General features: G+C 55.0%; 22 protein-coding genes. 10 read left to right on the plus strand and 12 right to left on the minus strand.

Going from position 1 to position 22,424, the window contains the following annotated elements; translation table 11 throughout:
• Positions 1–84 precede the first annotated feature (84 nt).
• From OSH04_RS07215 to OSH04_RS07245, 7 genes are all read left to right on the plus strand, one after another.
• Entirely contained in the window at positions 85–1,494 is a 1,410-nt protein-coding gene (locus tag OSH04_RS07215; RefSeq protein WP_266108176.1) for a GNAT family N-acetyltransferase, read from the plus strand.
• A gap of 13 nt (positions 1,495–1,507) precedes the next feature.
• Positions 1,508–1,687, plus strand: a complete 180-nt coding sequence (locus OSH04_RS07220; RefSeq protein ID WP_137430725.1) for a hypothetical protein — start codon at positions 1,508–1,510, stop codon at positions 1,685–1,687.
• A gap of 179 nt (positions 1,688–1,866) precedes the next feature.
• Positions 1,867–2,652 carry an aldolase gene (locus OSH04_RS07225; RefSeq protein WP_026485007.1) on the plus strand — a complete coding sequence of 262 codons (786 nt, stop codon included), beginning with the start codon at positions 1,867–1,869 and terminating at the stop codon, positions 2,650–2,652.
• A gap of 39 nt (positions 2,653–2,691) precedes the next feature.
• Positions 2,692–4,020, plus strand: a complete 1,329-nt coding sequence (locus OSH04_RS07230) for an MFS transporter (RefSeq protein WP_266108177.1) — start codon at positions 2,692–2,694, stop codon at positions 4,018–4,020.
• Entirely contained in the window at positions 4,017–4,625 is a 609-nt protein-coding gene (locus OSH04_RS07235) for a 2-hydroxychromene-2-carboxylate isomerase (RefSeq protein WP_266108178.1), read from the plus strand. The genes OSH04_RS07230 and OSH04_RS07235 overlap by 4 nt, the downstream gene beginning before the upstream one ends.
• 692 nt (positions 4,626–5,317) lie before the next feature.
• Positions 5,318–6,196 (plus strand): response regulator transcription factor, encoded by an 879-nt coding sequence (locus OSH04_RS07240; RefSeq protein ID WP_035271274.1) that lies wholly within the window; start codon positions 5,318–5,320, stop codon positions 6,194–6,196.
• Positions 6,197–6,507: 311 nt separating this feature from the next.
• Positions 6,508–7,647: a calcium:proton antiporter gene (locus tag OSH04_RS07245; RefSeq protein ID WP_266108179.1), complete on the plus strand. Its 1,140-nt coding sequence runs from the start codon at positions 6,508–6,510 to the stop codon at positions 7,645–7,647.
• Between the two features lie 132 nt (positions 7,648–7,779).
• On the opposite strand, the gene OSH04_RS07250 is transcribed toward OSH04_RS07245, so the two are convergent.
• A complete protein-coding gene (locus OSH04_RS07250) occupies positions 7,780–8,235 on the minus strand; it encodes a GNAT family N-acetyltransferase (RefSeq protein WP_266108180.1) in 456 nt (151 codons plus the stop codon).
• A gap of 68 nt (positions 8,236–8,303) precedes the next feature.
• The gene (locus tag OSH04_RS07255) at positions 8,304–9,206 is read right to left on the minus strand and encodes a LysR family transcriptional regulator (protein WP_009461145.1); all 903 of its coding nucleotides are present in this window, start codon (positions 9,204–9,206) and stop codon (positions 8,304–8,306) included.
• 193 nt (positions 9,207–9,399) lie between these two features.
• On the opposite strand from OSH04_RS07255, the gene OSH04_RS07260 reads away from it, so the two are divergent.
• Entirely contained in the window at positions 9,400–10,173 is a 774-nt protein-coding gene (locus tag OSH04_RS07260) for an SDR family oxidoreductase (protein WP_088451184.1), read from the plus strand.
• Between the two features lie 129 nt (positions 10,174–10,302).
• Here the strand turns inward: OSH04_RS07260 and OSH04_RS07265 are convergent, their stop codons facing one another.
• The 3 genes from OSH04_RS07265 to OSH04_RS07275 form a co-directional block, all read right to left on the minus strand.
• Positions 10,303–10,512 carry a helix-turn-helix transcriptional regulator gene (locus OSH04_RS07265; RefSeq protein WP_060186256.1) on the minus strand — a complete coding sequence of 70 codons (210 nt, stop codon included), beginning with the start codon at positions 10,510–10,512 and terminating at the stop codon, positions 10,303–10,305.
• Positions 10,513–10,923 (minus strand): hypothetical protein, encoded by a 411-nt coding sequence (locus OSH04_RS07270; protein WP_251196521.1) that lies wholly within the window; start codon positions 10,921–10,923, stop codon positions 10,513–10,515.
• 244 nt (positions 10,924–11,167) lie between these two features.
• The gene (locus tag OSH04_RS07275; RefSeq protein ID WP_254002666.1) at positions 11,168–12,115 is read right to left on the minus strand and encodes a helix-turn-helix domain-containing protein; all 948 of its coding nucleotides are present in this window, start codon (positions 12,113–12,115) and stop codon (positions 11,168–11,170) included.
• Positions 12,116–12,400: 285 nt separating this feature from the next.
• On the opposite strand from OSH04_RS07275, the gene OSH04_RS07280 reads away from it, so the two are divergent.
• The gene (locus OSH04_RS07280; RefSeq protein ID WP_254002665.1) at positions 12,401–13,042 is read left to right on the plus strand and encodes a cysteine hydrolase family protein; all 642 of its coding nucleotides are present in this window, start codon (positions 12,401–12,403) and stop codon (positions 13,040–13,042) included.
• 102 nt (positions 13,043–13,144) lie between these two features.
• Here OSH04_RS07280 and OSH04_RS07285 read toward each other — a convergent pair whose 3' ends face one another.
• Positions 13,145–14,182, minus strand: coding sequence for a DUF72 domain-containing protein (locus tag OSH04_RS07285; RefSeq protein WP_254002664.1), 1,038 nt, complete (start codon positions 14,180–14,182; stop codon positions 13,145–13,147).
• Positions 14,183–14,738: 556 nt separating this feature from the next.
• On the opposite strand from OSH04_RS07285, the gene OSH04_RS07290 reads away from it, so the two are divergent.
• On the plus strand, positions 14,739–15,053 hold the full coding sequence (locus OSH04_RS07290) for a hypothetical protein (protein WP_152602605.1): 315 nt from the start codon (positions 14,739–14,741) through the stop codon (positions 15,051–15,053).
• Positions 15,054–15,323: 270 nt separating this feature from the next.
• Here the strand turns inward: OSH04_RS07290 and OSH04_RS07295 are convergent, their stop codons facing one another.
• The 6 genes from OSH04_RS07295 to OSH04_RS07320 all read right to left on the minus strand — a co-directional run bounded on the left by OSH04_RS07295 (position 15,324) and on the right by OSH04_RS07320 (position 22,410).
• Positions 15,324–16,268, minus strand: a complete 945-nt coding sequence (locus OSH04_RS07295; RefSeq protein WP_254002663.1) for an alpha/beta fold hydrolase — start codon at positions 16,266–16,268, stop codon at positions 15,324–15,326.
• A 76-nt stretch (positions 16,269–16,344) separates the two neighbouring features.
• The gene (locus tag OSH04_RS07300; protein ID WP_035271292.1) at positions 16,345–17,484 is read right to left on the minus strand and encodes a zinc-binding dehydrogenase; all 1,140 of its coding nucleotides are present in this window, start codon (positions 17,482–17,484) and stop codon (positions 16,345–16,347) included.
• A gap of 38 nt (positions 17,485–17,522) precedes the next feature.
• On the minus strand, positions 17,523–18,374 hold the full coding sequence (locus OSH04_RS07305) for a fumarylacetoacetate hydrolase family protein (protein WP_254002662.1): 852 nt from the start codon (positions 18,372–18,374) through the stop codon (positions 17,523–17,525).
• A gap of 44 nt (positions 18,375–18,418) precedes the next feature.
• On the minus strand, positions 18,419–20,782 hold the full coding sequence (locus OSH04_RS07310) for an FAD-dependent monooxygenase (protein ID WP_266108182.1): 2,364 nt from the start codon (positions 20,780–20,782) through the stop codon (positions 18,419–18,421).
• Positions 20,783–20,830: 48 nt separating this feature from the next.
• Positions 20,831–21,424, minus strand: coding sequence for a malonic semialdehyde reductase (locus OSH04_RS07315; RefSeq protein ID WP_035271295.1), 594 nt, complete (start codon positions 21,422–21,424; stop codon positions 20,831–20,833).
• A gap of 59 nt (positions 21,425–21,483) precedes the next feature.
• Positions 21,484–22,410 carry a BKACE family enzyme gene (locus OSH04_RS07320; RefSeq protein ID WP_035271296.1) on the minus strand — a complete coding sequence of 309 codons (927 nt, stop codon included), beginning with the start codon at positions 22,408–22,410 and terminating at the stop codon, positions 21,484–21,486.
• Positions 22,411–22,424: the final 14 nt, after the last annotated feature.

Genomic DNA, 22,424 nt, shown 5'->3' on the forward strand with positions numbered 1-22,424 from the left:
GTCTCCCGGCCCCACACTCCCTTTCCCGCCTCCAGCTGTGCCACAGATTGGCATTTCTGGAGCGTTTTCCATTGAAGACAAGTCATGGTTCAGCTGAACGCGTATCACCAGCCTATTGGCCCCTCGCTCCCTCATTGGCAGGCCCGCCCGCAGCCAGCACGCTGCGTTCTGCACGGCAAATACTGCCGTCTGGAAGCCGTGAACCCGGAACAACATGGCGACAGCCTGTACGAGGCCTACAGCAACGCCAGCGATGGCCGCGACTGGACCTATTTGTCTGTAGGCCCCTTTAACAACCGCGCACAGTTCGACCAGCACCTGCAAACCATCAGCCAGGCCAGCAATGCAGTGCATTACGCCGTCGTCGAACAAACCACGGGTCGCGCATTGGGCACCTTGTCCCTGATGCGGATCGACCCACAAAACGGCTGCATTGAAGTGGGCTTTGTAGCCTGGTCACCCGCTCTGAAACAAACCCGTATGGCCACCGAAGCCCACTACCTGTTGATGGCTTATGCAATTGATGGACTGGGCTACCGTCGCTACGAATGGAAGTGCGACACACACAATGCCCCCTCCCAAGCCGCTGCACGACGATTGGGCTTTCGTTATGAAGGTATCTTCCGTCAGGCGATTGTGTACAAGGGCCGCTCGCGCGATACAGCCTGGTTCTCCATTACCGACCAGGACTGGCCAGCCCTGAAAGCGAATTTCCAGGCCTGGCTGGCACCTGAAAACTTTGACGATCAAGGTCGTCAGAAACATCGTTTGGGGCAGCAAATAACTGTCGCTCCAGCCGGTCCCGGGGCCCGCCGCTTAAAGCAAATGCTGGCCCTGCAAACCGAGCTGAATCAGCTGATTGATCCGAACTGGCGAGTGGCCAAGCAGGACTACTACCGGGCGATCTGGGTGGAATGTGCGGAGCTGGCCGATTACCTGGACTGGAAGTGGTGGCAGCATAGCGAGCGCAATCTGCCGCAACTCCAACTGGAGCTGATCGACATCCTGCATTTTGGTCTGTGCGATGTACTGCGTGCCAACGATGCGCTGCGCGAGCAAGAAGCCGCCACCGCACTAGATCAACTCCAGCACGCATCAGCCACCGCCAGCGACTCTACGGCCATCATGACGGCTCTGGAACGCTTTACCTTGCGCGTTCTGGAGACACGCCAGTTCGATTTCAGCGGCTTTGCCCAACTGGCTGCTCTTTGTGGTCTGACACTGGACACGCTCTACCACTCCTACGCGGGCAAGAATGCCCTGAACCGCTTGCGCCAACTGCGCGGCTATCAGCACGGCCACTATCACAAGCAGTGGGGCGGGCAGCAGGACAACGAGCATCTGGCACAGCTGCAATTGCGTCTGCCCACCGAGCATGACAATTACCCCGAAATGATCCTGCATACCCTGCAAGACAGCTACGACACGTTTTTTTCGGGAGACACTCAGGTCCGGAACGGAGCCTGCGTACCGCCTCCCCTTTCTTCACGTTGACAAAGGACTGTCCATGTACCTCGATTGCGATTGTTCCATCAATGTCTTTCTGGACTCGCCTAAACCGGACTCCAATCCCGTGGAAAGCAATGACACGCGACATCCACCCGACCCCCGGCCACAGCCGCATAAGGTGCAGCATCCTTGGTCCCGCTCGCGACGCCGCGAGCGCTCCCGCTGGCGCCAGGGCTAATGCCCTAGCGCTTGTCTCCCGGCCCGGCCCCACTGCCGGGCTCGTCCCCTTGATAAGGCCCCAAGCAAATGGAATAGGAGCTATGAGCCAGCGCGCATAGCTCCTCTTGATGTAAATCAAGACAATGAATCCCATCGTCGGCACAAGGATCGACGAGGCCTACCAAAGGAGACAAGCACATGGATACCCCACTCAGAGACAAATCCTATTTTGACGAACGCGCCACCAAAGAGATGGCCACTCATCTGCAGCAAGTGCAACGCGACACCCGCGAAACCATGGCATTTGCCTGCCGCATCCTGGCCATGACCGAGCAGGAAGCTGGTTTGGCCGGCCAGATCAGCGTCCGTTCCGAGCGCCCCGGTGCGTATTGGACCTTGCGCTTTGGTCTGGGTTTTGACGAAGCCACCCCCGAAGACTTCATTGAAGTTGACCGCGACTTGAATACCCTTAGCGGCGAAGGCATGGCCAACCCGGCCACCCGCTTTCACCTGTGGGTCTACGAAGCTCGCCCCGACGTCAATTCCATCATCCATACACACTCGCCCTGGGCCACGGTATTGGCCACCGCCCGCCAGCCCTTGGTGATTTCGCAAATGGACATGACGCCTCTGCACAATGACTGTGCATTTTTGGGCGAATGGCCTGGCGTGCCCATTGCCGATCAGGAAGGCGTCATCATCTCCAAAGCCCTGGGTGACAAGCGTGCCATTATTCTGGCCCACCACGGTTATCTGACCGCAGGTAAAAGCTGCCAGGAAGCCACTTACCTGTCGGTGTATCTGGAACGCGCCGCACGTCTGCAAGTGCGTGCACAAGCGGCCTTTGGCCCACTTACCCCTGTGGACGATACCTTGGCGGCCGAAGCGCACGACTATCTGCTCAAGCCCTCCATTGTTAACGCTACCTTTGACTACTGGTCCCGTCAGACCCAAGGCATTGCGCCCTTAACTAAAACTCGCTGACACCCGCAACCAATACCCCGCTTCCACCAGGAGGTCGCCATGACGATGCCTAACAATGGACAGGCGCGTTCGTCGCGCCAGTACGTTACCGCTGGCTTGGCCAGCATGATGGGAACCACCATAGAGTGGTATGACTTTTTCCTGTACGGCACCGCTGCCGCACTGATTTTCAACAAGATCTTTTTCCCCGCCTTCGACCCGATTACGGGCACGCTGGCGGCCTTTGCCACCTACTCTGTGGGCTTTTTCGCCCGTCCTTTAGGAGGATTTGTTTTCGGCCATTTTGGCGACAAGCTGGGCCGAAAATCCATGCTACTGATCACGCTCTTTCTAATGGGAATCCCCACCATCCTGATCGGCCTGATTCCCTCTTATGAAAGCATTGGCTACTGGGCCGCTGTGCTGCTGGTGCTGATGCGCTTTCTGCAAGGTATCGCAGTAGGCGGAGAATGGGGCGGAGCCGTGTTGATGGCGGTTGAACATGCCCCGGAAGGCAAAAAGGGCTTTTTTGGCAGCTTGCCGCAAACAGGGGTAGCCCCCGGCCTGATCCTGTCTTCCCTGGCTATGGGAGCCGTCGCCAGCTTGCCTGAGGAAGACATGCTGTCCTGGGGTTGGCGCCTGCCCTTTCTAGCCAGCGTCGCCCTGCTGCTGGTGGGTTGGTGGATACGTGCCAAAGTGGCCGAATCCCCCGACTTCGAGCAAATGAGCAAAAAGGGCAAACAGGTTCCAATTCCTGCTCTGGAAGTTCTGCGTCATTACCCACGCGAAGTCCTGCTGGTCGTGGGAGGCCGTCTGGCAGAAGTGACCTGGTTCTACACCGTGGTGACCTTTGCCCTGGCTTACGCCACCACCACCTTGGGAGTAGAGCGCAGCGTCATGCTGGATGCCACCGTCTGGGGTGCCTTTGCGGCCTTGTTCACCATGCCCCTGTTTGGCGTATTGGGCGACCGAATCGGCTTCAAATGGGTCTTTATGGCTGGCACGATCTGCATGCTGGCATTCTCCTCCACCTTTTTTTCCATGCTGGGCAGCCTGGATTCCAAAACCATCACCCTGGCTTTGGTGATTGCGATTGGGCTGGTGTATGCCGCGCTGTATGGCCCGCAAGGTGGCCTGTTTTCCACGCAATTTCCACCTGAAGTGCGGTACAGCGGCATCTCCATTGCCGTGCAGGTATCCGGTGCCATCGGTGGCGGTCTGGCTCCCTTGGTGGCGACGTCCCTGCTGGCCTATGGCGACGGTCAACCCGACTACATCGTCTGGTACCTGAGCGCGCTGGGTCTGATTGCTTTTGCCAGTACCTGGTTCATGCATGGGCCGACGCACTTCTCCCTTCCCGCCCTATCCAGCCGAAAGGTACGCACATGAACGCAGCCGGTATTCACTACTACTTCTGGATGAATTCGGACTGGGCCTACCTGGGAGCCGACAGACTGGAAGCGATTGCTCGCAAGCATGGCATCCCTATCCACTACAAACCCGTGGACTTGCCGCAAGTCTATGCACGTACAGGCGGTGTCCTGCTGGGACAGCGCTCACCAGAACGTCAGGCTTATCGCATTGCAGAGCTTAAACGCTGGTGTCGCAAATTGGGCATACATGTCAATCCCACACCGCGCTTCATGTGCCCAGACGCCACGCTGGCCTCCACCCTGGTGATTGCTATCAATCAGGCTGGTCTGCCGGTACTGGATCTGTACAAAGCCATTTTGCGGGCACAATGGTGCGAGGAGCAGAACATTGCTGACCCCACGCAACTGGCTCGAATCCTGCAAGCACAGCAGCTGGATGCAGACTACTGGCTGAAACAGGCACCGCTGGTGCAGGCGCAGTATCAAGCCCACACCGAAGAGGCCATTAAAGCCGGTGTCTTCGGTTCGCCCTCCTATGTGTATCAGGGCGAACTGTTCTGGGGTCAGGACAGACTGGACATGCTGGACGAAGCCATCGCCCTGCATCCTGCGCCAGCTTGAAGCACAACCCAGACACCAAGCCTGACTGTTTTTAAAACAAGGGCGGGGCAAGGTTTATCTACCTTGCCCCGCTCTACTTGTTTACAGCTTGGTTCGCAGGCTCAAGCCCTGCCCCCAAGCCATCAAAATGATTCAAACGGTCTATCCCGAAATCGCTCTAATAGCCATAACAGTCATCAAAGGCGAGCATCCGTGCTTGGTCAAAATCCAACAAAAAAGCGGCAAATAAACGCCTCGCTACGGGCTGCGCTTGCTGCTTGAACAAATCGTCACCCAAAGAGCCTCACAATCTTCCCCGGACGGCCTCATCCAGATGCACACTAGTGCGGGCAAAACCGCGGCTGGCCTGCCTGGACATAGTCCTTTATTCAGAGGTAAAAGCCGTAGAATCACGCCTTTTCCTGCCAGGAAAATTCACCGATACGCCAGCGTAGCATTCCTGAAATTGGACTTTTGGGTCCGCCTTAAGGCCCGAGTTTCGGGCTTTCGGCATGCCGCCTGCCAAAAATGAAATGCAATGAGCAATTTTGAAAATTTACTTTTTCCATTGATACAGAATGTTATGTCTGCCGTACGAATCATATCGATAGATTTTATCTATTCATTGAGTCTGTATTCTGAGGAAATTGGCTACTTGAGCAATGCCAGTAAAGGTAGCCGTCTTCGTCAGAAGAAGGGCGCGGGGCTTTATATTGAACAAATACGCCACTATAAAGTATCAGCCAGATCAAAAAATCAGGATTCTGCTGATCTCCAATAACACTCGACAGCACGAACAACTTCTTCAAGCCCTGCTGGCTGGTGCTTTTCGGGTTTCTGTTGCTGCTGACGGAGTGCAAGGATATACCAAGGCCCAATTAACGCTACCCGAGCTTATCCTGATGGATAAGCAATTGACGGGGATAGACGCTTTGTCCTTGACCCATATGTTGCAAGGATTAAAAGCCACGGCTCAAATCCCCATCATCATTCTGGATTCACGCATGGATGGCAGCAGCGATGAATGCGTCACTTTTCTAAAGGCTGGTGCGGTTGATTACATTGGCAATCCGTATGCGGTCGATGAAGTCAAAGAACGTATCAACGTGCCCTTGCGCTGCCCCAAGCAGATGGCGCCTGCACTTGTACCGGGCAAGATGCCAAGCCAGCGGCCCAGCACGACAGCCGAAACCAGCATGCTGATCCATGCCATTCAGAAAACCATTGATGCCAATCTGGGTGCGCCACCCAGTCAAAAAGAACTGTGCGATATGTTCAAGATTTCACGTCGGAAAATCATGAATATATTTCAGCGTAATTTTGGCCTAAGTGTGAGCAGTTATATCCGATTGCAGCGTATGTATCGGGCCGAGTATTTGCTGAAGACTACGGCCTTGAAAATTGATGTGATTGCAACCGATTTAGGATTTTCCAGCCCGGCCAATTTCTCTACCGCATTCAAAACGTATGCGGGAGTGTCTCCCGGAAAATTCCGCCAGGCTATGGAGAAGAACAAACCCTATACAGAAAACACACCATGCATTCGCTCCATGGGCCCACCTGTTTTCTCATCTGGATGGTGTCCGCCGTAAATAGCAACAGGAAAAGAACAAGGTCCACAGGAGACTCGCGCCAGACTCACACAAAAATAAAACAGCCGAACGAAACAATGCCAGGAAGGTGATAAAGGAACCCGCCCTTCAGGCCTCCACCTTGGCCAGATACAGAAAAAGATGGCTGCACGCCACACAAATCCGGTTTCAGAGGGTCCGCACTTGCCGCCAAGGGGCAAGGTGATAAAATCGTGGCTACTTGAATAGTTCAATTCAAAACAGATCCGGGACGACCTGGATCTGCCTTTTCAGTACAGGGACGGCCCTACCTCTTTGGCGGAGCATCCACGATGGCCCACCCTGCATCACCCTCAACTCAACTCATTACTCCCATCACCTGGCTGCGTCTGCTCGGTTCCTGGTCCATTGTTGTCCTGTTCATGATTTTCGGCGGGCAATGGCTGGGAGACTCCCTGAACGGCACCACGGCGGCCATCGTCTTTCTGGTGCTGTTCGTGACCATCCTGGCGGCCTCGTTTGGTGTGGTCCGTGAAGCCGACCACCTGGCCCACCAACTGGGCGAGCCCTACGGCACTCTGATCCTGACCCTGTCCATTGTGCTGATCGAAGTTATCCTGATTGCCTCGGTACTGCTGGGGCCGGGCGACTTTCCCACCATAGGTCGGGACTCGATCTACGCCGTGATGATGATCATCCTGAACTTGATCACCGGCCTGTGTCTGATTGCCGGCGCAGCGCGCAATGGCGATCAGGAGTTCAATCGCCAAGGCACCAATACCTACTTGTCCATGATCGTCTTGCTGACCAGTGTGGGCCTGATTCTGCCCAACTACACCAGCAATGCGGGCGAATTCAGCACCACCCAGGCCATTGGCATTTCGGTTCTGACGGGCCTGGTCTATGCCATCTTTCTATATCTGCAAATGGGCAGTCACCGCCATGACTATGTGCAGCCTGATCAGGCGATACAAAGCACTGACGATACGACACCCACACCGCGTGATCCCCAGGCGACTCGCGCGATGCTGATACGCAGTCTGGTGCTGATCGCCCTGATCCTGCCTATCGTCCTGTTGGCACACGATCTGGCCATTGTGACGGACTACGGTATCGCCGCCTCGGGCGCCCCCGTTGCCGTCGGCGGTGTACTGATCGCAATTATCGTATTCACCCCGGAGTCCATCACTGCGATCAAGGCGGCCATGAATAATGAAATGCAGCGCGCCATCAATCTGTGTCTGGGTGCCTTCGTCTCTACCGTGGGGCTGACTGTGCCGGTGGTGCTGATGATTGGTCTGATCACCGGCAAGCAAGTGATTATGGGCATCAGCAATATGGAAATCGTGTTGTTTCTGATCACGGCGCTGCTCAGTATCTTGAGCTTTAGCGGCAAGCGAACCTCACCTATTCAAGGCTATATGCACCTGATGGTTTTCGCCGTGTTCGGGCTGCTGCTGTTTTATCCCTGAGAAGAACAAGGCAAACAGAGCCAAACCGGCTTTGTTTGCACCTATCCAACGGGACAGACAAGCATAGCGGGCCTTCGTGGCCCAAGCGTCTGTCACTCAAGGTCTATGATTTACTGACAGAAACCGAGCTGCTCAGGATCGATCCGGTTCCGAACAAACACACTTGTACTCGAACTCGTTCATACCATCGGCAAAGTCCACGTGTTCCCACCCCAAGCGCGTAAAAAAGCGGCAGGCACGCTGGTTTTCCGGGAACACAAAAGCCACCCATTTACGACATGGGGGATGGCCTGGCCAAGCCAATACCGCTTCCAGCATGGCTCCGGCCTGACCATTGCCGCGTAATGGCGGCGCAACGGCAATATCGGTAATTGCATGTGGCAGATTTCGCCCATCTCCCCAGGCACACCCAATCAAACCAATGGGCTGACCGTTCTGCTCGGCAACCAGCTGGACGCCATCGCTTTGGTTCAACACGTGCTCCAGCCACTCCTGATCCAGTGGCCCCAACTCGCGGTTCAAGTCCTCGTCCTGGAACCATTGCTGTATCCAGTCCCAGTCCGTCGCACGAATTATTCTGATTTCCATCGCTACCCCGTTTTGAGTTGTCCGCTGCAGCTTGGAGCAGCCCCAGACAAAAACGTTCGAGACCAGCCTCATTCCAGGGCGGAATGACGCAACAAATTTTCCAGCCAATCCGCAAACACCTGAAAACGACGCGACAAGTGTTGGCGATGCAAATACAGCAAGGACATGGGCATGGGAGCGGCACGGTGATCCGGTAGTACCTCCACCAATTCACCTGATTGCAAATGCGCCTGCACATCGTAAGCAGGGATCTGAATTAGCCCCAAGCCGGACAGACAGCAGGCGATATAGGCCTCGGCATTATTCACCGTCACACGACCTGGCAGATCCAGCACCTGACGCTTGTCGTGCTCCATCCACTCCCAAGGAGCCACACGCTCGCTGGTGGGCGAGGCATAACGCACCACTTGATGGTTTTCCAGATCCGTTGGCGTCTGGGGCATGCCATAACGGGCAAGATAAGCGGGGCTGGCTACATTGATCAAGGGCAAGCTGCCCATTTTTCTGGCGATCAGGCCCGAATCACTTAGGGGTCCCACTCGCAGCACACAATCCACCTGCTCCTCGATCAGATTCACCTCGCGGTCCGTCACGCCCAGATGCACATGGACATGCGGATAGCGCTCCAGAAACTCCGGCAGCGCAGGTGCCACAATCAGGCGGCCTACCCGCCCCGGCACATCCACCTTGATCGTGCCACTAGGCCCTACACTGGCTTGGCGAAACAGGTTTTCGGTTTCCTGCACATCAGCAATCACGCGCAGACAGCGCTCGTAAAACGCCGCACCATCTTGCGTGACTGTGACTTTGCGCGTGGTGCGATTCAACAGGCGAGCGCCCACTCGACCTTCCAGCTCCTGAATGGCGGCCGACACCGAAGAGCGCGGCATACCCAAGGTATCCGCCGCGCGGGTGAAATTGGCACACTCCACGACCCGCGTAAAGATGCGAAACAGGTCAATGCGGTCCATAACTTTCTCCAGATAAGCAGCGGCAAAACACGGGCAGAATGGCTAGAGCCGGTTGATTCAAGCAGCAGTGCGTATTGTTCGTTTTTTCAGACAAATGATGTCAGAACTAAATGATTTAAACAATTTCAGCGACTTATATCATGAAAAAACGAAAAGGCTTGCAGCCCGCAGCCCACACTAGCAAGGAGTCATCATGGCAAAGCACAGCATCAAAGGTAAAACCGTTCTGATTGCAGGCGGGGCAAAGAATCTGGGCGGCCTGATCGCCCGCGACCTGGCAGAGCAAGGAGCGCGCGCCATTGCCATTCACTACAACAGCGACAGCTCCAAAGCGGATGCCGAAGCCACCGTCAAAGCCATCCAGGCAACTGGTGCACAAGCCGTCGCCTTCCAGGCCGACTTGCGTTCGGCCAGTGCCATGGAAAAACTGTTTAGCGATACCGTCGCCGCAATTGGCCGCCCTGATATCGCCATCAACACGGTGGGCAAAGTACTGAAAAAGCCACTGACCGAAGTGAGTGAAGCCGAGTACGAGGAGATGAGCGACATCAACTCCAAAACTGCTTTTTTCTTCCTGAAAGAAGCCGGCAAACACGTACAGGACAATGGTAAAGTCTGCACCCTGGTCACGTCCCTGCTGGGTGCCTTCACCCCCTTTTACGCCGCGTATGCCGGCACCAAAGCACCGGTAGAACACTACACCCGCGCCGCCGCCAAAGAATATGGCGCACGCGGTATTTCCGTCACGGCGGTGGGCCCTGGTCCTATGGATACGCCCTTCTTCTATCCAGCCGAGGGGGAGGATGCCGTGGCCTATCACAGGACCGCGGCCGCCCTGTCCCCCTACTCCAAGACCGGGCTGACGGACATTGAAGATGTCGTGCCCTTTATCCGTCATCTGGTCAGTGACGGCTGGTGGATTACCGGCCAGACCATTCTGATCAACGGTGGTTACACCACCAAGTAAGAAGGCAAGCCAGTGTCTGAGCCTGCAAGATCACTGCTTCGGGCTTGAGCACTGGCTTTTCTCAATACCTGCGCATGGATGTCCAAAAGGCATCCACAAGTGGGAATGCCAGCCAGAACGTAACCGCGTTCAAGCCCGAGATTCCTGATACGGGTTCTCGAAAATATCTTCTACGGTCTGCTCGAACAAGGCACTAATCTTGAATGCCAAATCCAGGGACGGTGCATGTTTGCCCGTTTCCAGCGCATTGACCGCCTGCCGGGACACCCCCAAGCGCTCCGCCAAATCTGCCTGCGTCCAGTTCGCCTCGGCCCGCAATACACGCAATCGATTTTTCATTTAATCGCTAGTCCGGACAAAGGGTGAAACTAGAGCGAACACCGCCCAAAAGAAGGGGTAAATCAGCCAGGCAGGAATATGGGGCGCAGCGGCGTAGGTTTCCCCAAAGCCCCAGGCGGTCCACAAGGTCAAGGTTGCGCCTGAGGCCAGCACAAAACACTTGGCCACGATCACCCGCACGAACTCATCGCTTTTCGCCATCAAGCGCAAGGTGGCCCAGACTTGTCCGGCCACAGGCAAGGCGACGGCTATGGCAATCAGCCAACCAACAGGCCGACCGAGCAGGCTGTCGAACAGCCCCAGAATGGTCAAGGCATTGACCAGGATATACACGCCCATAAAGAGCAAAGTGCGAATCAGATAGCTGCGACCTGGTGACGGCGCAGAGGGGGAATTACTGTTGGCAAGCATGGTTAAGCACCTGAATGTAAAGTAAACCTGACTTTATAGAAGTCAAAACTACTTGTCAATAAGTAATGTTTACTTTACATTTTTGAATATAGAGCCAGTCGACCAGCAAGCATTCCGATTGGCTGGCTGGTCTATTTGGGCCTACACGTTCTGACCATAAAAACGAGATTTGCAGCTGGCACCTGCGCGCGTTGCTACCCCCCAACACGCAGCCTGGATATAAAGCCACTTGAACAGGCAAAGTTCAAGACCTGCCCGTGTAGCCTAGCGTCGAGGGAGATTGCCCAAACCGCGCCTGAAATAGACGGCTGAAATGAGAGAGGTCCTTGAAGCCACAGGCCATGGCCACTTCGGTCACCCGTTTAGGTTTCCCGCCCTCCAGCAAACGGTAGCTCTGGATCAAACGCTGCTCCCACAGCCATTGCATGGGTGTGGTCGCTTCAAGCGCAAAGAGCCGATACAGAGTGCGAGTCGCCATGGACGAAGCACGGGCAATCTGGTCCACATCCAGCGTATCCTCATGCAAATGTGCACGCATATAAGCCTGAACCTGCTCCAGCCGCCGCTCCTGACGAGTGCCCCGAGAAAGCGCAGGAGCGTCAGACTCGAATACCGCGGAGAAGATATCCAGCACAGAAGCCGTCACACGCTGATCCATACCGTCCGCTGCTGCCTCCCCCATACCAAGCAGTTGCTTGACCAAGGCGCCAGCCATCGGCCCCAGACGCGAGTTGGCTGCAATACGACGCGCTGCCAGATTGCCCACCGAGGGCAAGCGCGATGCCAATAAGGGGCGGGGAATCATGACCATGGCCGCGTGAGCCAAAGAGCCCAGCTCCAGATCAAAAGGCCGAGATTGATCCTGAAGTACCAGATCCCCTGTTCCCAGGCTGACGTAGCGTCCGTCCTGGCTCAGTTGAATATGACCATCCAGCATGAGCCACAGCATGAAACAGTCGCGCTGATCTTTACGGATATCGGCCTGCCGTCTGCTCACCCGTATCGCCTCCCCCTGAGGGGTGGCAGACCAGATGCTGCTCAGGCCCAAACCACCAAAACTAGTGAGGGTGACCCGCGCCTGAAACTGGGGCCGGGCAATCTGGCTGCACTCGGTCTGTGAAAACTGCCTGCAAGTGACCTCGTGCCAGTGCTCAAAGCTGTCTCCGGGCTTGACCGCTATGATCGCTGTCATAGGTTCAGTCTCCATAATCGGGGCTATCTGCACCGATGGATTAATCGTTTTTCAACAAGATTACGTCCATTACCCAAAGACAGACAAGCCCTGAAAATACCAAGCCTCAGCTCCCTGCCCGTGTACTGTCCAGGATGGCAGGCACAGTCAAAAAAAACGTAAAACTGGCAGTGGCAGCCAAGCCAAAACTGCACCACCCTCCTACTCTACAAGCGTCTATGACACCGGCAGCGGCAATACCAAATACACAGTCGCCCGGCCGTGAGCAAACCAAAGGAGAATGAAATGGCTATTCAGATTGATCAAATCAACCCCAGCAGCACGGCGGTCATTGTGATCGACATGCAGAACGACTTCATCGCACCCGGCGCCCCACTGGAAACACCCATGGGCATGGAGTTGATGCCCCGCCTGCAAAAACTGCTGGGCCACGCTCGCCAAACTGGCATGGAAGTGATCTTCACCGCCCACGCCCACCGCCGCAACGGCTGCGATATGGGCCTGTTCGGAGAGATTTACCCTCCGATTCAAAACCAGGTGGGGCTGGTAGATGAGACAGCGGGCGTTGATATCTACCCCGAAGTAGCCCCACAGGGGGACGAAGTCGTCATAAAGAAACACCGTTACAGCGCGTTCTTTGGCACCGACCTGGACATCATCTTGCGTACTCGCAAGATCGACACCGTTGTCATCACCGGCGTGACCACTGAAAACTGCTGCCACGCTACGGCTCGCGATGCCATGTTCCATGGCTACAAAGTGGCCTTTATCTCTGATGCCACAGGCACCTACAACTACCCGGATATGGGCTTTGGGGCGATTCCGGCTGAAGAAGTACACCGCGTCACCTTGGGGGTGCTGGCAGTATCCACCGCGCATGTCATGACGACGCAAGAGCTGATTCAGAAAACCAGGCAAGAAGTATGAGCACGGTCAGAGCCCGCATACCTTAAGGCGTCAGGACGTGAAGGACCCAGGCAGGCCTTGTGAGCTATCCAATTGTTAGAGCTCAGTTCACAAGGCTCATTTTTACTTATCTTGCGCCGCTATCAGCTGCGCCAATCGCTGGATGGAGAGCGGTGCACAGCCTTCCGCATCATTGCTGATCGTCACGTACGCCGCCTGCCCTGCCCCCGTGATCCCGCGAATCGTGCGCGCCAGCACAGTGCGGGTATGCACGTCCTCGCTGACAATGGCATCGAAGGGGGTATGCTTTTTTTGAGCATCGGCATAGCCATAAGCACCAAACTCCCGGTTCAAGTTCCAGCGACACACCAAGGGTCCCGGCCACAAGGCGCGCAAGACAGGCAGTTGCTCCTCAATCGGCGGCATCTTGCCATGCAGCCCCAGACAAAATGTCGCGCCATTGGCCTTGAGCGTATCGACAAGATGTTGAGTCAACAGCTCTGGATCTCTTACCTCTACCGCAAGCACCACCTGTGAGCCTTGCGGCAAAGCCTCACGCGCCGCTGCCAGCATCTGCCCCAACTTGTCGAACAACTCTGCCGGACGATTCAACCAGCCCCAGGACAGAGGGCTTAACTGGAAGACCAAGACGCCCAACTTGGCACACAAGCCCTCGACTGCAGGCTGCACGAACTGCTCTACAGCCAGACGAATATCCAGAAAGTCCGGATTAGATTTGCGTACCTTGCCCTGCTCATCACGAACTTGGGCATCCGTAATCATGGAAGGACATTTCACAACGAAGCGGAAATCTTCATCAACCTGAGCGGCATAGGCGGAATACTGCGTGACCGTCAAAGGACGCCAGAAGGTGCGATCCACACAGACGGTGCGCATCAAGGGATGCTGGTGATAGGCCTCCAAGCCGTGTTTGGACAAGATGCTCGACTCGTACTCGCCATCCCAGATCAAGCCTTCCCAACCGGGGTAGGACCAGGTGGAGACACCGAAACGCAAGGTTTCAGGAAGCTGAGCGGCCAGATCGCTTAGCTCCAGCGCGGAAGCAGCAAGGCTGACTTTGGTGATTTTGCGTCGGGAAGGAGCAGCGGGCTTTGAGGCGGGTGGCTGGGGAATGGCATCGCCGAAAAGATCTTCTTGCATGCTGGGTATAGTGCCATGGGAATGAAGTTAAGCAAATGCCGGCTCAAAATCCACCAGATCCGTATAAGCATGAATGGCATCGCGGCCATCCGTATCACGAACAGTAGATTTTGGGCGAGCCCCGCCCAAAGATGTTCCTTGCCCAAGCAAGCACTGCAGACTCTGCTTGCTTTCCGTCCCGTCCTCCAAGGCACGCGCAGCCTGTAAGACCCGATCCAACTCCAGCAAAGGTGGTGCGCGCCGAATGACCCGCTCCCCCATGAGCCAGGGGCCGCATCCTCCAAAACCAGAAAAAACGTATTTTGAGGATATTTCCCCCCGAGGCTAATTGCAGGTCAGAAGAGAGCATAAAAAACGCTCGCACTGAAGCCCAAGTGCCCCTCAAGGTCCGAATGCTTGGCAAATCGTGTCGCCATCAGAAACCTTCCAGCTTGTCAGGATTCACAGAGTCCGAATCATCTTGTAGCAAACTCGATTTTTATTATTTTCGACGAAATCCTGGCTTTATCACTATATTCATGTTTTTTTTAAAGCTCTAGAACAAACGAAATTACTATTGTCACACCCGTCTATGGGGCGTTACGCAAGCTCTTCTCACTTTGGCAAGCTGACGGCCTACGAAGATGGCACCCAGCGCAATTTTATTTTTGATGACTATGCCAACGTACAGTTCGCCTGGCGCTATCCTCATTTGACGGAGCATGTGCTGTACACGGCGCAAGTCGTGACACATGCCGTCCATGGTGGAATGGCCGAAGAAGCTCGCAGTCTGGTTATCTTCCAACGCGCCCAGGAAAAGCTGAAAAAAGTGCTTGAAATACCTGATCAAGACACCAGTCGGGTCATCCGCTCTCTGATAGGAAACAGCTGACACGTTTCCGGGAAGTTGAAACAGGCCTATCCACAACTGGAAAAGCAGGAGCTTGCGGAGCGTGTTGTAAAGGCAGTGCGCTTGGCATCCGAGGAGTGAAAACCAGCAACTGCCAGGAGATAGACCAGAACTAGCCTAAGAGCCACAGCCTTAAAGAGGTAAAAAGAAATGAGAGGGGTTTGCATCACAAGCAAACGATCCCGAGAATAGGGGAGCACCATGCTCCCCTTAGCAGCCAACATGACGTGTGTCTGCTCCGTTCATCCGCCATTATTTAGCAAGAGAGTCCAAGAACGATAACAAAGCTGTATTCACCTCTTGCGCGCGTTCCGTTTGAATCCAATGCCCGGCCCCATCTAAAAATATCGCTTGTCCCATTGCTTGCGCAGCTTCACGAAACCCGGGGAATTGCAATACAGTGTCCAGATTCCCACCGACATATGCTGCAGGAACCGGTAAAGCCATGCCATTCCATGCTGCCGTATCTTCCCAGTTACGCTGAAAGACACGATACCCGTTCAAACCACCGCGAAAACCCGAGCGCTTATAGGCGGCCGCGTAAACATCCAGATCATCTTCTGACAGAAAGCTCATCGCATCTTCTGGCTCGGGCAAGGTATCTACCAAGGTACCACCGCCGGGAACAAGCATCAGAAAAGGCGCTTGAGGGTTCAACCCCGAGTTTGCGTAAATCAAGCGGCGTAAGCTTCGCTTCACGTCCCGCTCCAGGTCGTGGTCCGCTACGCCTGGGGCCTGAAAATATTGCATATAGAAGCCAGGTGGAACAGCGCCCTCAAAGGCCTCCAAAATGCTCAAATCACCGCGAGGGATATAAGGGACAGACAACCCCATTACGCCACGCACACGATCTGGACGCATCAAGGCCGTGTGATAAGCCGTAGAGGTGCCAGCATCGTGCCCCACCATGACGGCCTTCTCAATCCCCAACGCATCCATCAAACCGATGACATCACCCACGGTCTGCATAACACCATAACTACCCACCTCCGCAGGAGCCTCTGACTCTCCATGCCCACGCATATCCAGGGCGATAGCACGATAACCCGTCTTGGCCAGCGCAGGCAGTTGATGACGCCAGCTATACCAAAGCTCCGGAAATCCATGACAAAAAATAACGGCGGGCCCGCTTCCTGCCTCTACATAGTGCAGGCGAACGCGATTAACCTCGATATAGTGATGACTTAATTCACTCACACTTTTTCCTTAAAAAACGATCATACAAAGGCAGTCCCCGACTCCCCCTGCCCCCAACTCAGGGCTGCAGGGCCACCTAGCCGTTGGGGAAAAGAAGAAATTTTTCGCCAGTACCACGCCGGTTGCACAAAGCAATCGTCTCGGGCTGCAAAAGCTCAACCATAGAAATCGCTTGGGAGTAGTGGCTGTGAAACGTCGTGGTCAGTCCGGCCACAATGCGCTCTTTAAGCCGTGCAACCCCTTGTGGCCCCATCCTGCGTAAAAACGCCCACAAAACCCAGCCGCCCATTCCCCACGCCATACCGAAATTACGCTCAAAGCGAGTCGGGCCACTTTCCAGGCCGCCATAGAGGTAAACCTGCTTGTGCGTCGTAGAACCGTAGCGGCTGTACTGCCCACCCGCACGCGACAAGACAGACTCCATGGCACCGAGGATCTGCCCGGCCAGGGTGCCCCCTCCTGTCGCATCAAAGGCCAACGTAGCCCCCGTCGCGGTAATGGCCTGGATCAAGTCATCGTTAAACGTGTCCGAGCTGGAATCGCATACATGCACAGCCCCTTGAGCACGCAATAAATCGGCCTGTTCAGGCTTGCGTACGATATTGACCAGCCCCACACCATCCTCCAAACAAATGCGATTCAACATTTGTCCAAGATTGGACGCCGCTGCGGTATGCACCAAGGCGGTATGCCCCTCACTGCGCATGGTTTCCACCATGCCCAGCGAGGTCAAAGGATTCACAAAAGCCGAAGCTCCTTCCTGTGCCGTCGTCCTGTCTGGCAGAACCAGACACGCCTGTACGGGAACACAAGCATATTGGCTATACATGCCTCCTCCAAACGCAGCCACACGCTTGCCATCCAACTGACGAGCCTGTTCTGACTGCCCCGTTGCCACCACAATGCCTGTGCCTTCATAGCCCACCGCAAGCGCTTGCCCAAGCCTGCCTTGCAAACCTGGCATGGCCGCCTCAGGGATATCGGCTAGTAGGCATGGATAGCCTTCACGTTCTACCAACCGGACTGTGCTCATGTCAGCGGCAGCAAATAACAGCCCTAGATCAGACGGATTGACTGGGGCAGCGTCAATCCGAATCAAAACCTCCTCCGGCCCTGGGGCGGGAACGGGCTCATGAGCCAGAAACAACTCCAGTTGCGCATCCGCATTGACCAGAGAGCGCAATTGAAGATAGCCAGACGTGCGTTGCTTATTCATACAACCTCGGTAGTTCGATTAACCTCAGCCCCACAGCGTCAGACTTCTGCCATGACGGTGTTACGTAGAGTTCCTGCCGTGGGAATCGAAATGAGCAACTCATCACCTGGAACTAGGTACTGCCCAGTAAAAGCCCCCACCCCAGCTGAAGACCCGATGATGATCACATCACCTGGCTCCAGCAAAAAAGGTTGTGACACGTACTCAATCAAACTTGCGAAGTCAAAGTACAAGTCATCCATGGTCAGACGCTGCCGCAACTCACCATTCACGCGTGTTTCCAACACCAGATCAGAGACAGGCCCCACTTCATCCAAGGTCGTCAACCACGGCCCGAAGGAGCCGCTCTGATAAAAATTCTTGCCCGCAGTAACCTGCTCGGAATGCAATTGATACGCTCGAACCGAGCCATCGTTATAGCAAGCAATTCCGGCAATATGCTCCATGGCGTTTTCCTTGGAGATATAGCGCCCGCCACGGCCGATAATAATGGCCATCTCCCCTTCGTAATCCAGCGTTGGAGAGGCTTTGGGCACGACTACAGCCTGCCCATGCGCCACATGACTGGAGGGGGCACGAAGAAACAAACGGGGGTACTTGGGCTCAGGGATTTCCGCCTTGAAGTAGTCTGCCGCTTCCTTTGCATGGCTTTTGGTATTCAGTCCCACGCCGATAATGTGACCTGGGTTAGTAACAGGGGAAAGCAGCTCCACCTCGTCCAGCTGATAGTCCGGCCCATCATCTTGATGTGCCTGGGCCAAATGCAAACCCATACCTAGCAATGTCTTCAGATCCGGGATACCCAGACGACGTTTCAAGTCAATCAAAGACGAACCCACCACAATCCCGAACGACTCCACGCCGTTATATCGATAGCTTGCCAGTTTCATAGCATTCCTATAATCAAGAGTTCAGTGCTTAAACACTCAACACATCAGTTGCGAAGCAGGATTTCCATCACGGCCGGATCAACGGGCTCTGGCGGCACGGGGTAACGCATCAACACTTCCTGCTGCGTCCCGGCGCGCAATTTAGCCAACATGGCATCTGCATCAAATACTTGACCAATCGGATTGGTATCCATGGCCCCGGACTTAACGAACGCCATGAACTCTTCAATGGTTTTCTGGTTATCTACCTGCATTTCGACACGGTTACGGTCTGGGTCTTCGTAATAGATGGACATGGTTGGACCATGGTTGATAGTTAAAATCGGAACAACGCCCTTAGCCTTTAAGCGATCGTACGTTTCCAGCAGGTCCGACAGGGTCTCAAAGGTAAAGGCGATGTGCTCCAGCCCCACCACACCTGACGGCCGATCAACCATGCCGGGGACACGCACCACCGCCAAGCGGTGGTGCTCAGAGTCAAAGGTCATAAAGCAAGTCATCCCGTCTCGATGAGCAACATAGGCGCTCAGCAAGTCCTGATACCAATCACACATTTGCTCATATCGTTCATCGGAGCGCAGAACTACATGGGCCAATTTCTTGGGTTTGATACCTGCCGAGCTGGTGGCGGGCCCAGCCGCTGTCGAGCAAGACTGATCTGAATTCATGGCTTTCTCCATCATGTTGACAAACTCCCCAACCGCAGCGGCCGCCGAGCCGCCAGTCTTGGGATATTGCTGAACCGCCTCAAGAGCGGCTTCGTGAAAATTCTCGGCATCGGCACGTCCATGCCATAAGACGTGGCCATCAGGGCGCACCAGGACGGCACTGCCCGACGCAAATATTGGCGAAGCAGACCGGCCAGAAGCCGAAGAACACAAATGCGCCAAACCGATGCCGGCTTGCTCCAGCGTTTTCTGTCCCTCGGTTTCCCCTGCCTGCAAACCGCACAACAACAAGGTGTATTGGTGCTTGGCGTAAGCATCCAGGCTGGAATGTGGCGACTGCTCGGCAGTGTCTAGCCATACATGTGGCAAACGGGTACCAGCTTGCAGTACTGGCACGTAATCCGTATCGCTATCGTGGGTGACATGCTCCCCGTAGCAATAACCAATCTCTATCTCCAGGGCATCAAAATGTGGGCGCTGGGCAGCAATGGCAACATCAATCCGCCGTTGCTTTTGCTTAGCTTGCTCGGAACCGCTGTTCAAGCCGAAATCGCGACGGGGGGTAGGTGGCCGCTCCACGACAGTGGGATCAGCTGGTATCAAAAAGGGGGCTTCAATAGCGTCCTGCACTTGCAGCAACTTCTGAAAGTTGGCGACGCTATGTGCACAATTGCGGGCAGCTACTGGCAAACGCTCTGTTTCATAGGTATCCAGCAAACCATCATCAGCCTCACCACGCACTACCTTTGCCAACTTCCAAGCCAGGTTATGAGCATCTTGGGCCCCTGTATTCAAGCCCAAACCACCAGTAGGCGGGAATCGATGAGCAGAATCACCTACCAGGAAAAAAGGCCCTTTGCGGAACTGCGTGGCCACTTGCGCACTCATGTTCCAGGAACTGACACTGACCAGCTCCAATTTGACCTCTGGATCGCCAACGGCCCGGCGAGCCAGCTCCAGCATGACTTCGCCCGAATAGGCTTCACGCGCGGCACCAGGTGGCATCACGCACATAAACGCCCAGGTCTGGTCCAGGTCATACGAAACAAAGATTCCAGGCGCATCAGGGTTGGCAACAAAGTGAACCGGGCCCGTGTCCTTGCCTAAATAGCGATTCAAGTCGCCTTTGAAATAACAGGTGGCAAAACGAGCAATCGAAGGAGGACCAATCATGTCAATGCCCAAGGCCCGGCGCACAACGCTACCGGCTCCGTCACAGGCCAGTACATAATCAAAACTTTCTTTTCTTGTGTGCCCCTCACTATCCTGAATAGAGAGCACTGCCTTCATGCCATCTACGACAGCATCGAGCACCTGCTGTCGAAAAAGCACATCCCCGCCCAAGCCCCGTAAATGATCCAGCAAAATCTTGCCGTAAATATGCTGGCCCATATTCAAGGTACGCACCGGGCTGGCTTGACGGCGAAACGCCTTTTGTTGCTCATTGCCTTGCAAGGGCAAACAACCAAAGCGGGTACCGGCCAGCTCGGAAGACCAGGTCACACAGTTCATCCTCTCTTCCTTGGACGCCGCTGCTGCCATGCGCTCAAACAAACCCAGCTCACGTAATATCTCGCACGTGCGTGTATTCACCACATGGGCTTGCGGCAATGCTGCAATACCGTCAGCCCGCTCCAGAATCGTGGTCTGAATGCCTTGTTCACGCAGCAAAATCGCGGTGAGCAGCCCTGCTGGGCCGCCACCGACGATTGCCACCTTTTTATTATTAGAAATACTCATTGTCTCCACCTCAATCAATACACTGAAAAATGATTGGACCCAGCGCCGTCAGACAATACGTGCCGCATCTTCAAACGACAGCCTGGGACCACGTGGGTAATTACCAGCTGGATCGGGATAACCCAGATTAATCAGGAAGTCGGACTTGAATCGGCCTTCTGGAAAAAACTCCCGATCCAGTGCCTGCGGGTCAAATCCGCTCATAGGCCCGGCCCCCAGTCCCACCAGACGGGCAGCCAGAATCAAATAAGCACCTTGCAAGGTGGTATTGCGCACGGCAGTGTCCTGCGCCAACTGGGCATTCGATGAGAAAAGTTGCTGCGCATGAGGCACCGCTGGAAACTGGGCAGGCAAGTGCTCAAAAAACTGGCTGTCCCGAGCAATAATGGCCGTTACGGGGGCGAGCATGGTTTTTTCCACATTGCCTTCCATCAGCGTTGAGGCCAAACGGGTCTTGGCCTGGGCAGAGCGTACAAACACCACGCGTGCCGGTTGGGTATTCATGGCCGTTGGCCCCCATTTGTACAGATCGTATAAGCGCCGAAGAACAGCGTCATCAACCCCGCGGTCCTGAAATTTGTTTGTCGTACGGGCTGCCAGAAATAACTGGTCTGCGGCGAAATCGGGCGTCAATGTATTCATCTCAATATCTCTTATGGAAACAAAAAACGGGCGCGGGTGGCGCCCCGGTCAGCTTGCGCTCAAAGGCTGATCTGCCCCTGGCCTTTTAGCCCCAACATGGCACGAGCCTCTGCGGGTGTTGCAATCTCCAGGCCCAATCGCTCCAGTACCTCACGAATCAGGCTCACTTGTTCAGCGTTGGAACGTGCCAGTGTCCCCCGCCCGACCGTCAAAGAGTCTTCCAGACCTACCCGGACATTGCCGCCCATCAAGGCCGCCTGAGTCACCAAGGGCATTTGATGACGGCCTGTCCCCAGTACAGACCAGTGGTAATCGTCACCGAACAGCTTGTCGGCGATACGCTTCATATGTGTCAGGTTTTCGGGGTCAGCACCAATTCCGCCCAAGACGCCCAACACAAATTGAATGAAAGGCGTTTTGACAAAACCACGGTCAACAAAATGTTTAAGCGTGTAGAGATGGCCAACGTCATAGCATTCAAATTCAAAACGTGTTCCTAAAGGCTTGGCCACACGCTCAAATAGCTGTTCGATATCACCGAAGGTATTACGGAAGATCGCATTACGAGAGGCTTCCAGGTATTCAGGCTCCCAGGCATGACGCCACTCTTTGACTTTGTCCAGAATGGGGAAAAAACCAAAATTCAAAGAACCCACATTGCAAGAGGCCATTTCTGGCGAGAACGTCAGGGCCGCTTCCAGACGCTGGTCCAAGCTCATGGTGTGAGCCCCACCCGTCGTGATGTTAATGACAGCATCACACTGCGTATGGATAGGCTCCAGAAACTGCCGGAATACAGCCGCACTGGGCGTAGGCTTGCCGTTTTCCGGGTCGCGTGCATGCAAGTGCAAGACCGCTGCACCCGCACGGGCGGCGTCAAGTGCCTGCTCGGCAATCTGCGCGGGCGTAACAGGCAAATACGGCGACATCGTCGGCGTATGAATCGAGCCAGTTACGGCACACGTGATAATGACTTTTCTGGACATAAAAAACTCACATA

This window comes from Alcaligenes nematophilus (genome assembly GCF_026344155.1).
Taxonomy (GTDB): Bacteria; Pseudomonadota; Gammaproteobacteria; order Burkholderiales; family Burkholderiaceae_B; genus Alcaligenes; species Alcaligenes phenolicus.

Coding starts and splice junctions, on each gene's coding strand:
- OSH04_RS07220 (WP_137430725.1), top strand. CDS start 1,508: ATGTACCTCGATTGCGATTGTTCCATCAATGTCTTTCTGGACTCGCCT.
- OSH04_RS07300 (WP_035271292.1), bottom strand. CDS start 17,484: ATGAATAAGCAACGCACGTCTGGCTATCTTCAATTGCGCTCTCTGGTC.
- OSH04_RS07230 (WP_266108177.1), top strand. CDS start 2,692: ATGACGATGCCTAACAATGGACAGGCGCGTTCGTCGCGCCAGTACGTT.
- OSH04_RS07315 (WP_035271295.1), bottom strand. CDS start 21,424: ATGAATACATTGACGCCCGATTTCGCCGCAGACCAGTTATTTCTGGCA.
- OSH04_RS07280 (WP_254002665.1), top strand. CDS start 12,401: ATGGCTATTCAGATTGATCAAATCAACCCCAGCAGCACGGCGGTCATT.
- OSH04_RS07310 (WP_266108182.1), bottom strand. CDS start 20,782: ATGAGTATTTCTAATAATAAAAAGGTGGCAATCGTCGGTGGCGGCCCA.
- OSH04_RS07250 (WP_266108180.1), bottom strand. CDS start 8,235: ATGGAAATCAGAATAATTCGTGCGACGGACTGGGACTGGATACAGCAA.
- OSH04_RS07305 (WP_254002662.1), bottom strand. CDS start 18,374: ATGAAACTGGCAAGCTATCGATATAACGGCGTGGAGTCGTTCGGGATT.
- OSH04_RS07215 (WP_266108176.1), top strand. CDS start 85: ATGGTTCAGCTGAACGCGTATCACCAGCCTATTGGCCCCTCGCTCCCT.
- OSH04_RS07260 (WP_088451184.1), top strand. CDS start 9,400: ATGGCAAAGCACAGCATCAAAGGTAAAACCGTTCTGATTGCAGGCGGG.
- OSH04_RS07275 (WP_254002666.1), bottom strand. CDS start 12,115: ATGACAGCGATCATAGCGGTCAAGCCCGGAGACAGCTTTGAGCACTGG.
- OSH04_RS07320 (WP_035271296.1), bottom strand. CDS start 22,410: ATGTCCAGAAAAGTCATTATCACGTGTGCCGTAACTGGCTCGATTCAT.
- OSH04_RS07270 (WP_251196521.1), bottom strand. CDS start 10,923: ATGCTTGCCAACAGTAATTCCCCCTCTGCGCCGTCACCAGGTCGCAGC.
- OSH04_RS07285 (WP_254002664.1), bottom strand. CDS start 14,182: ATGCAAGAAGATCTTTTCGGCGATGCCATTCCCCAGCCACCCGCCTCA.
- OSH04_RS07235 (WP_266108178.1), top strand. CDS start 4,017: ATGAACGCAGCCGGTATTCACTACTACTTCTGGATGAATTCGGACTGG.
- OSH04_RS07245 (WP_266108179.1), top strand. CDS start 6,508: ATGGCCCACCCTGCATCACCCTCAACTCAACTCATTACTCCCATCACC.
- OSH04_RS07225 (WP_026485007.1), top strand. CDS start 1,867: ATGGATACCCCACTCAGAGACAAATCCTATTTTGACGAACGCGCCACC.
- OSH04_RS07255 (WP_009461145.1), bottom strand. CDS start 9,206: ATGGACCGCATTGACCTGTTTCGCATCTTTACGCGGGTCGTGGAGTGT.
- OSH04_RS07265 (WP_060186256.1), bottom strand. CDS start 10,512: ATGAAAAATCGATTGCGTGTATTGCGGGCCGAGGCGAACTGGACGCAG.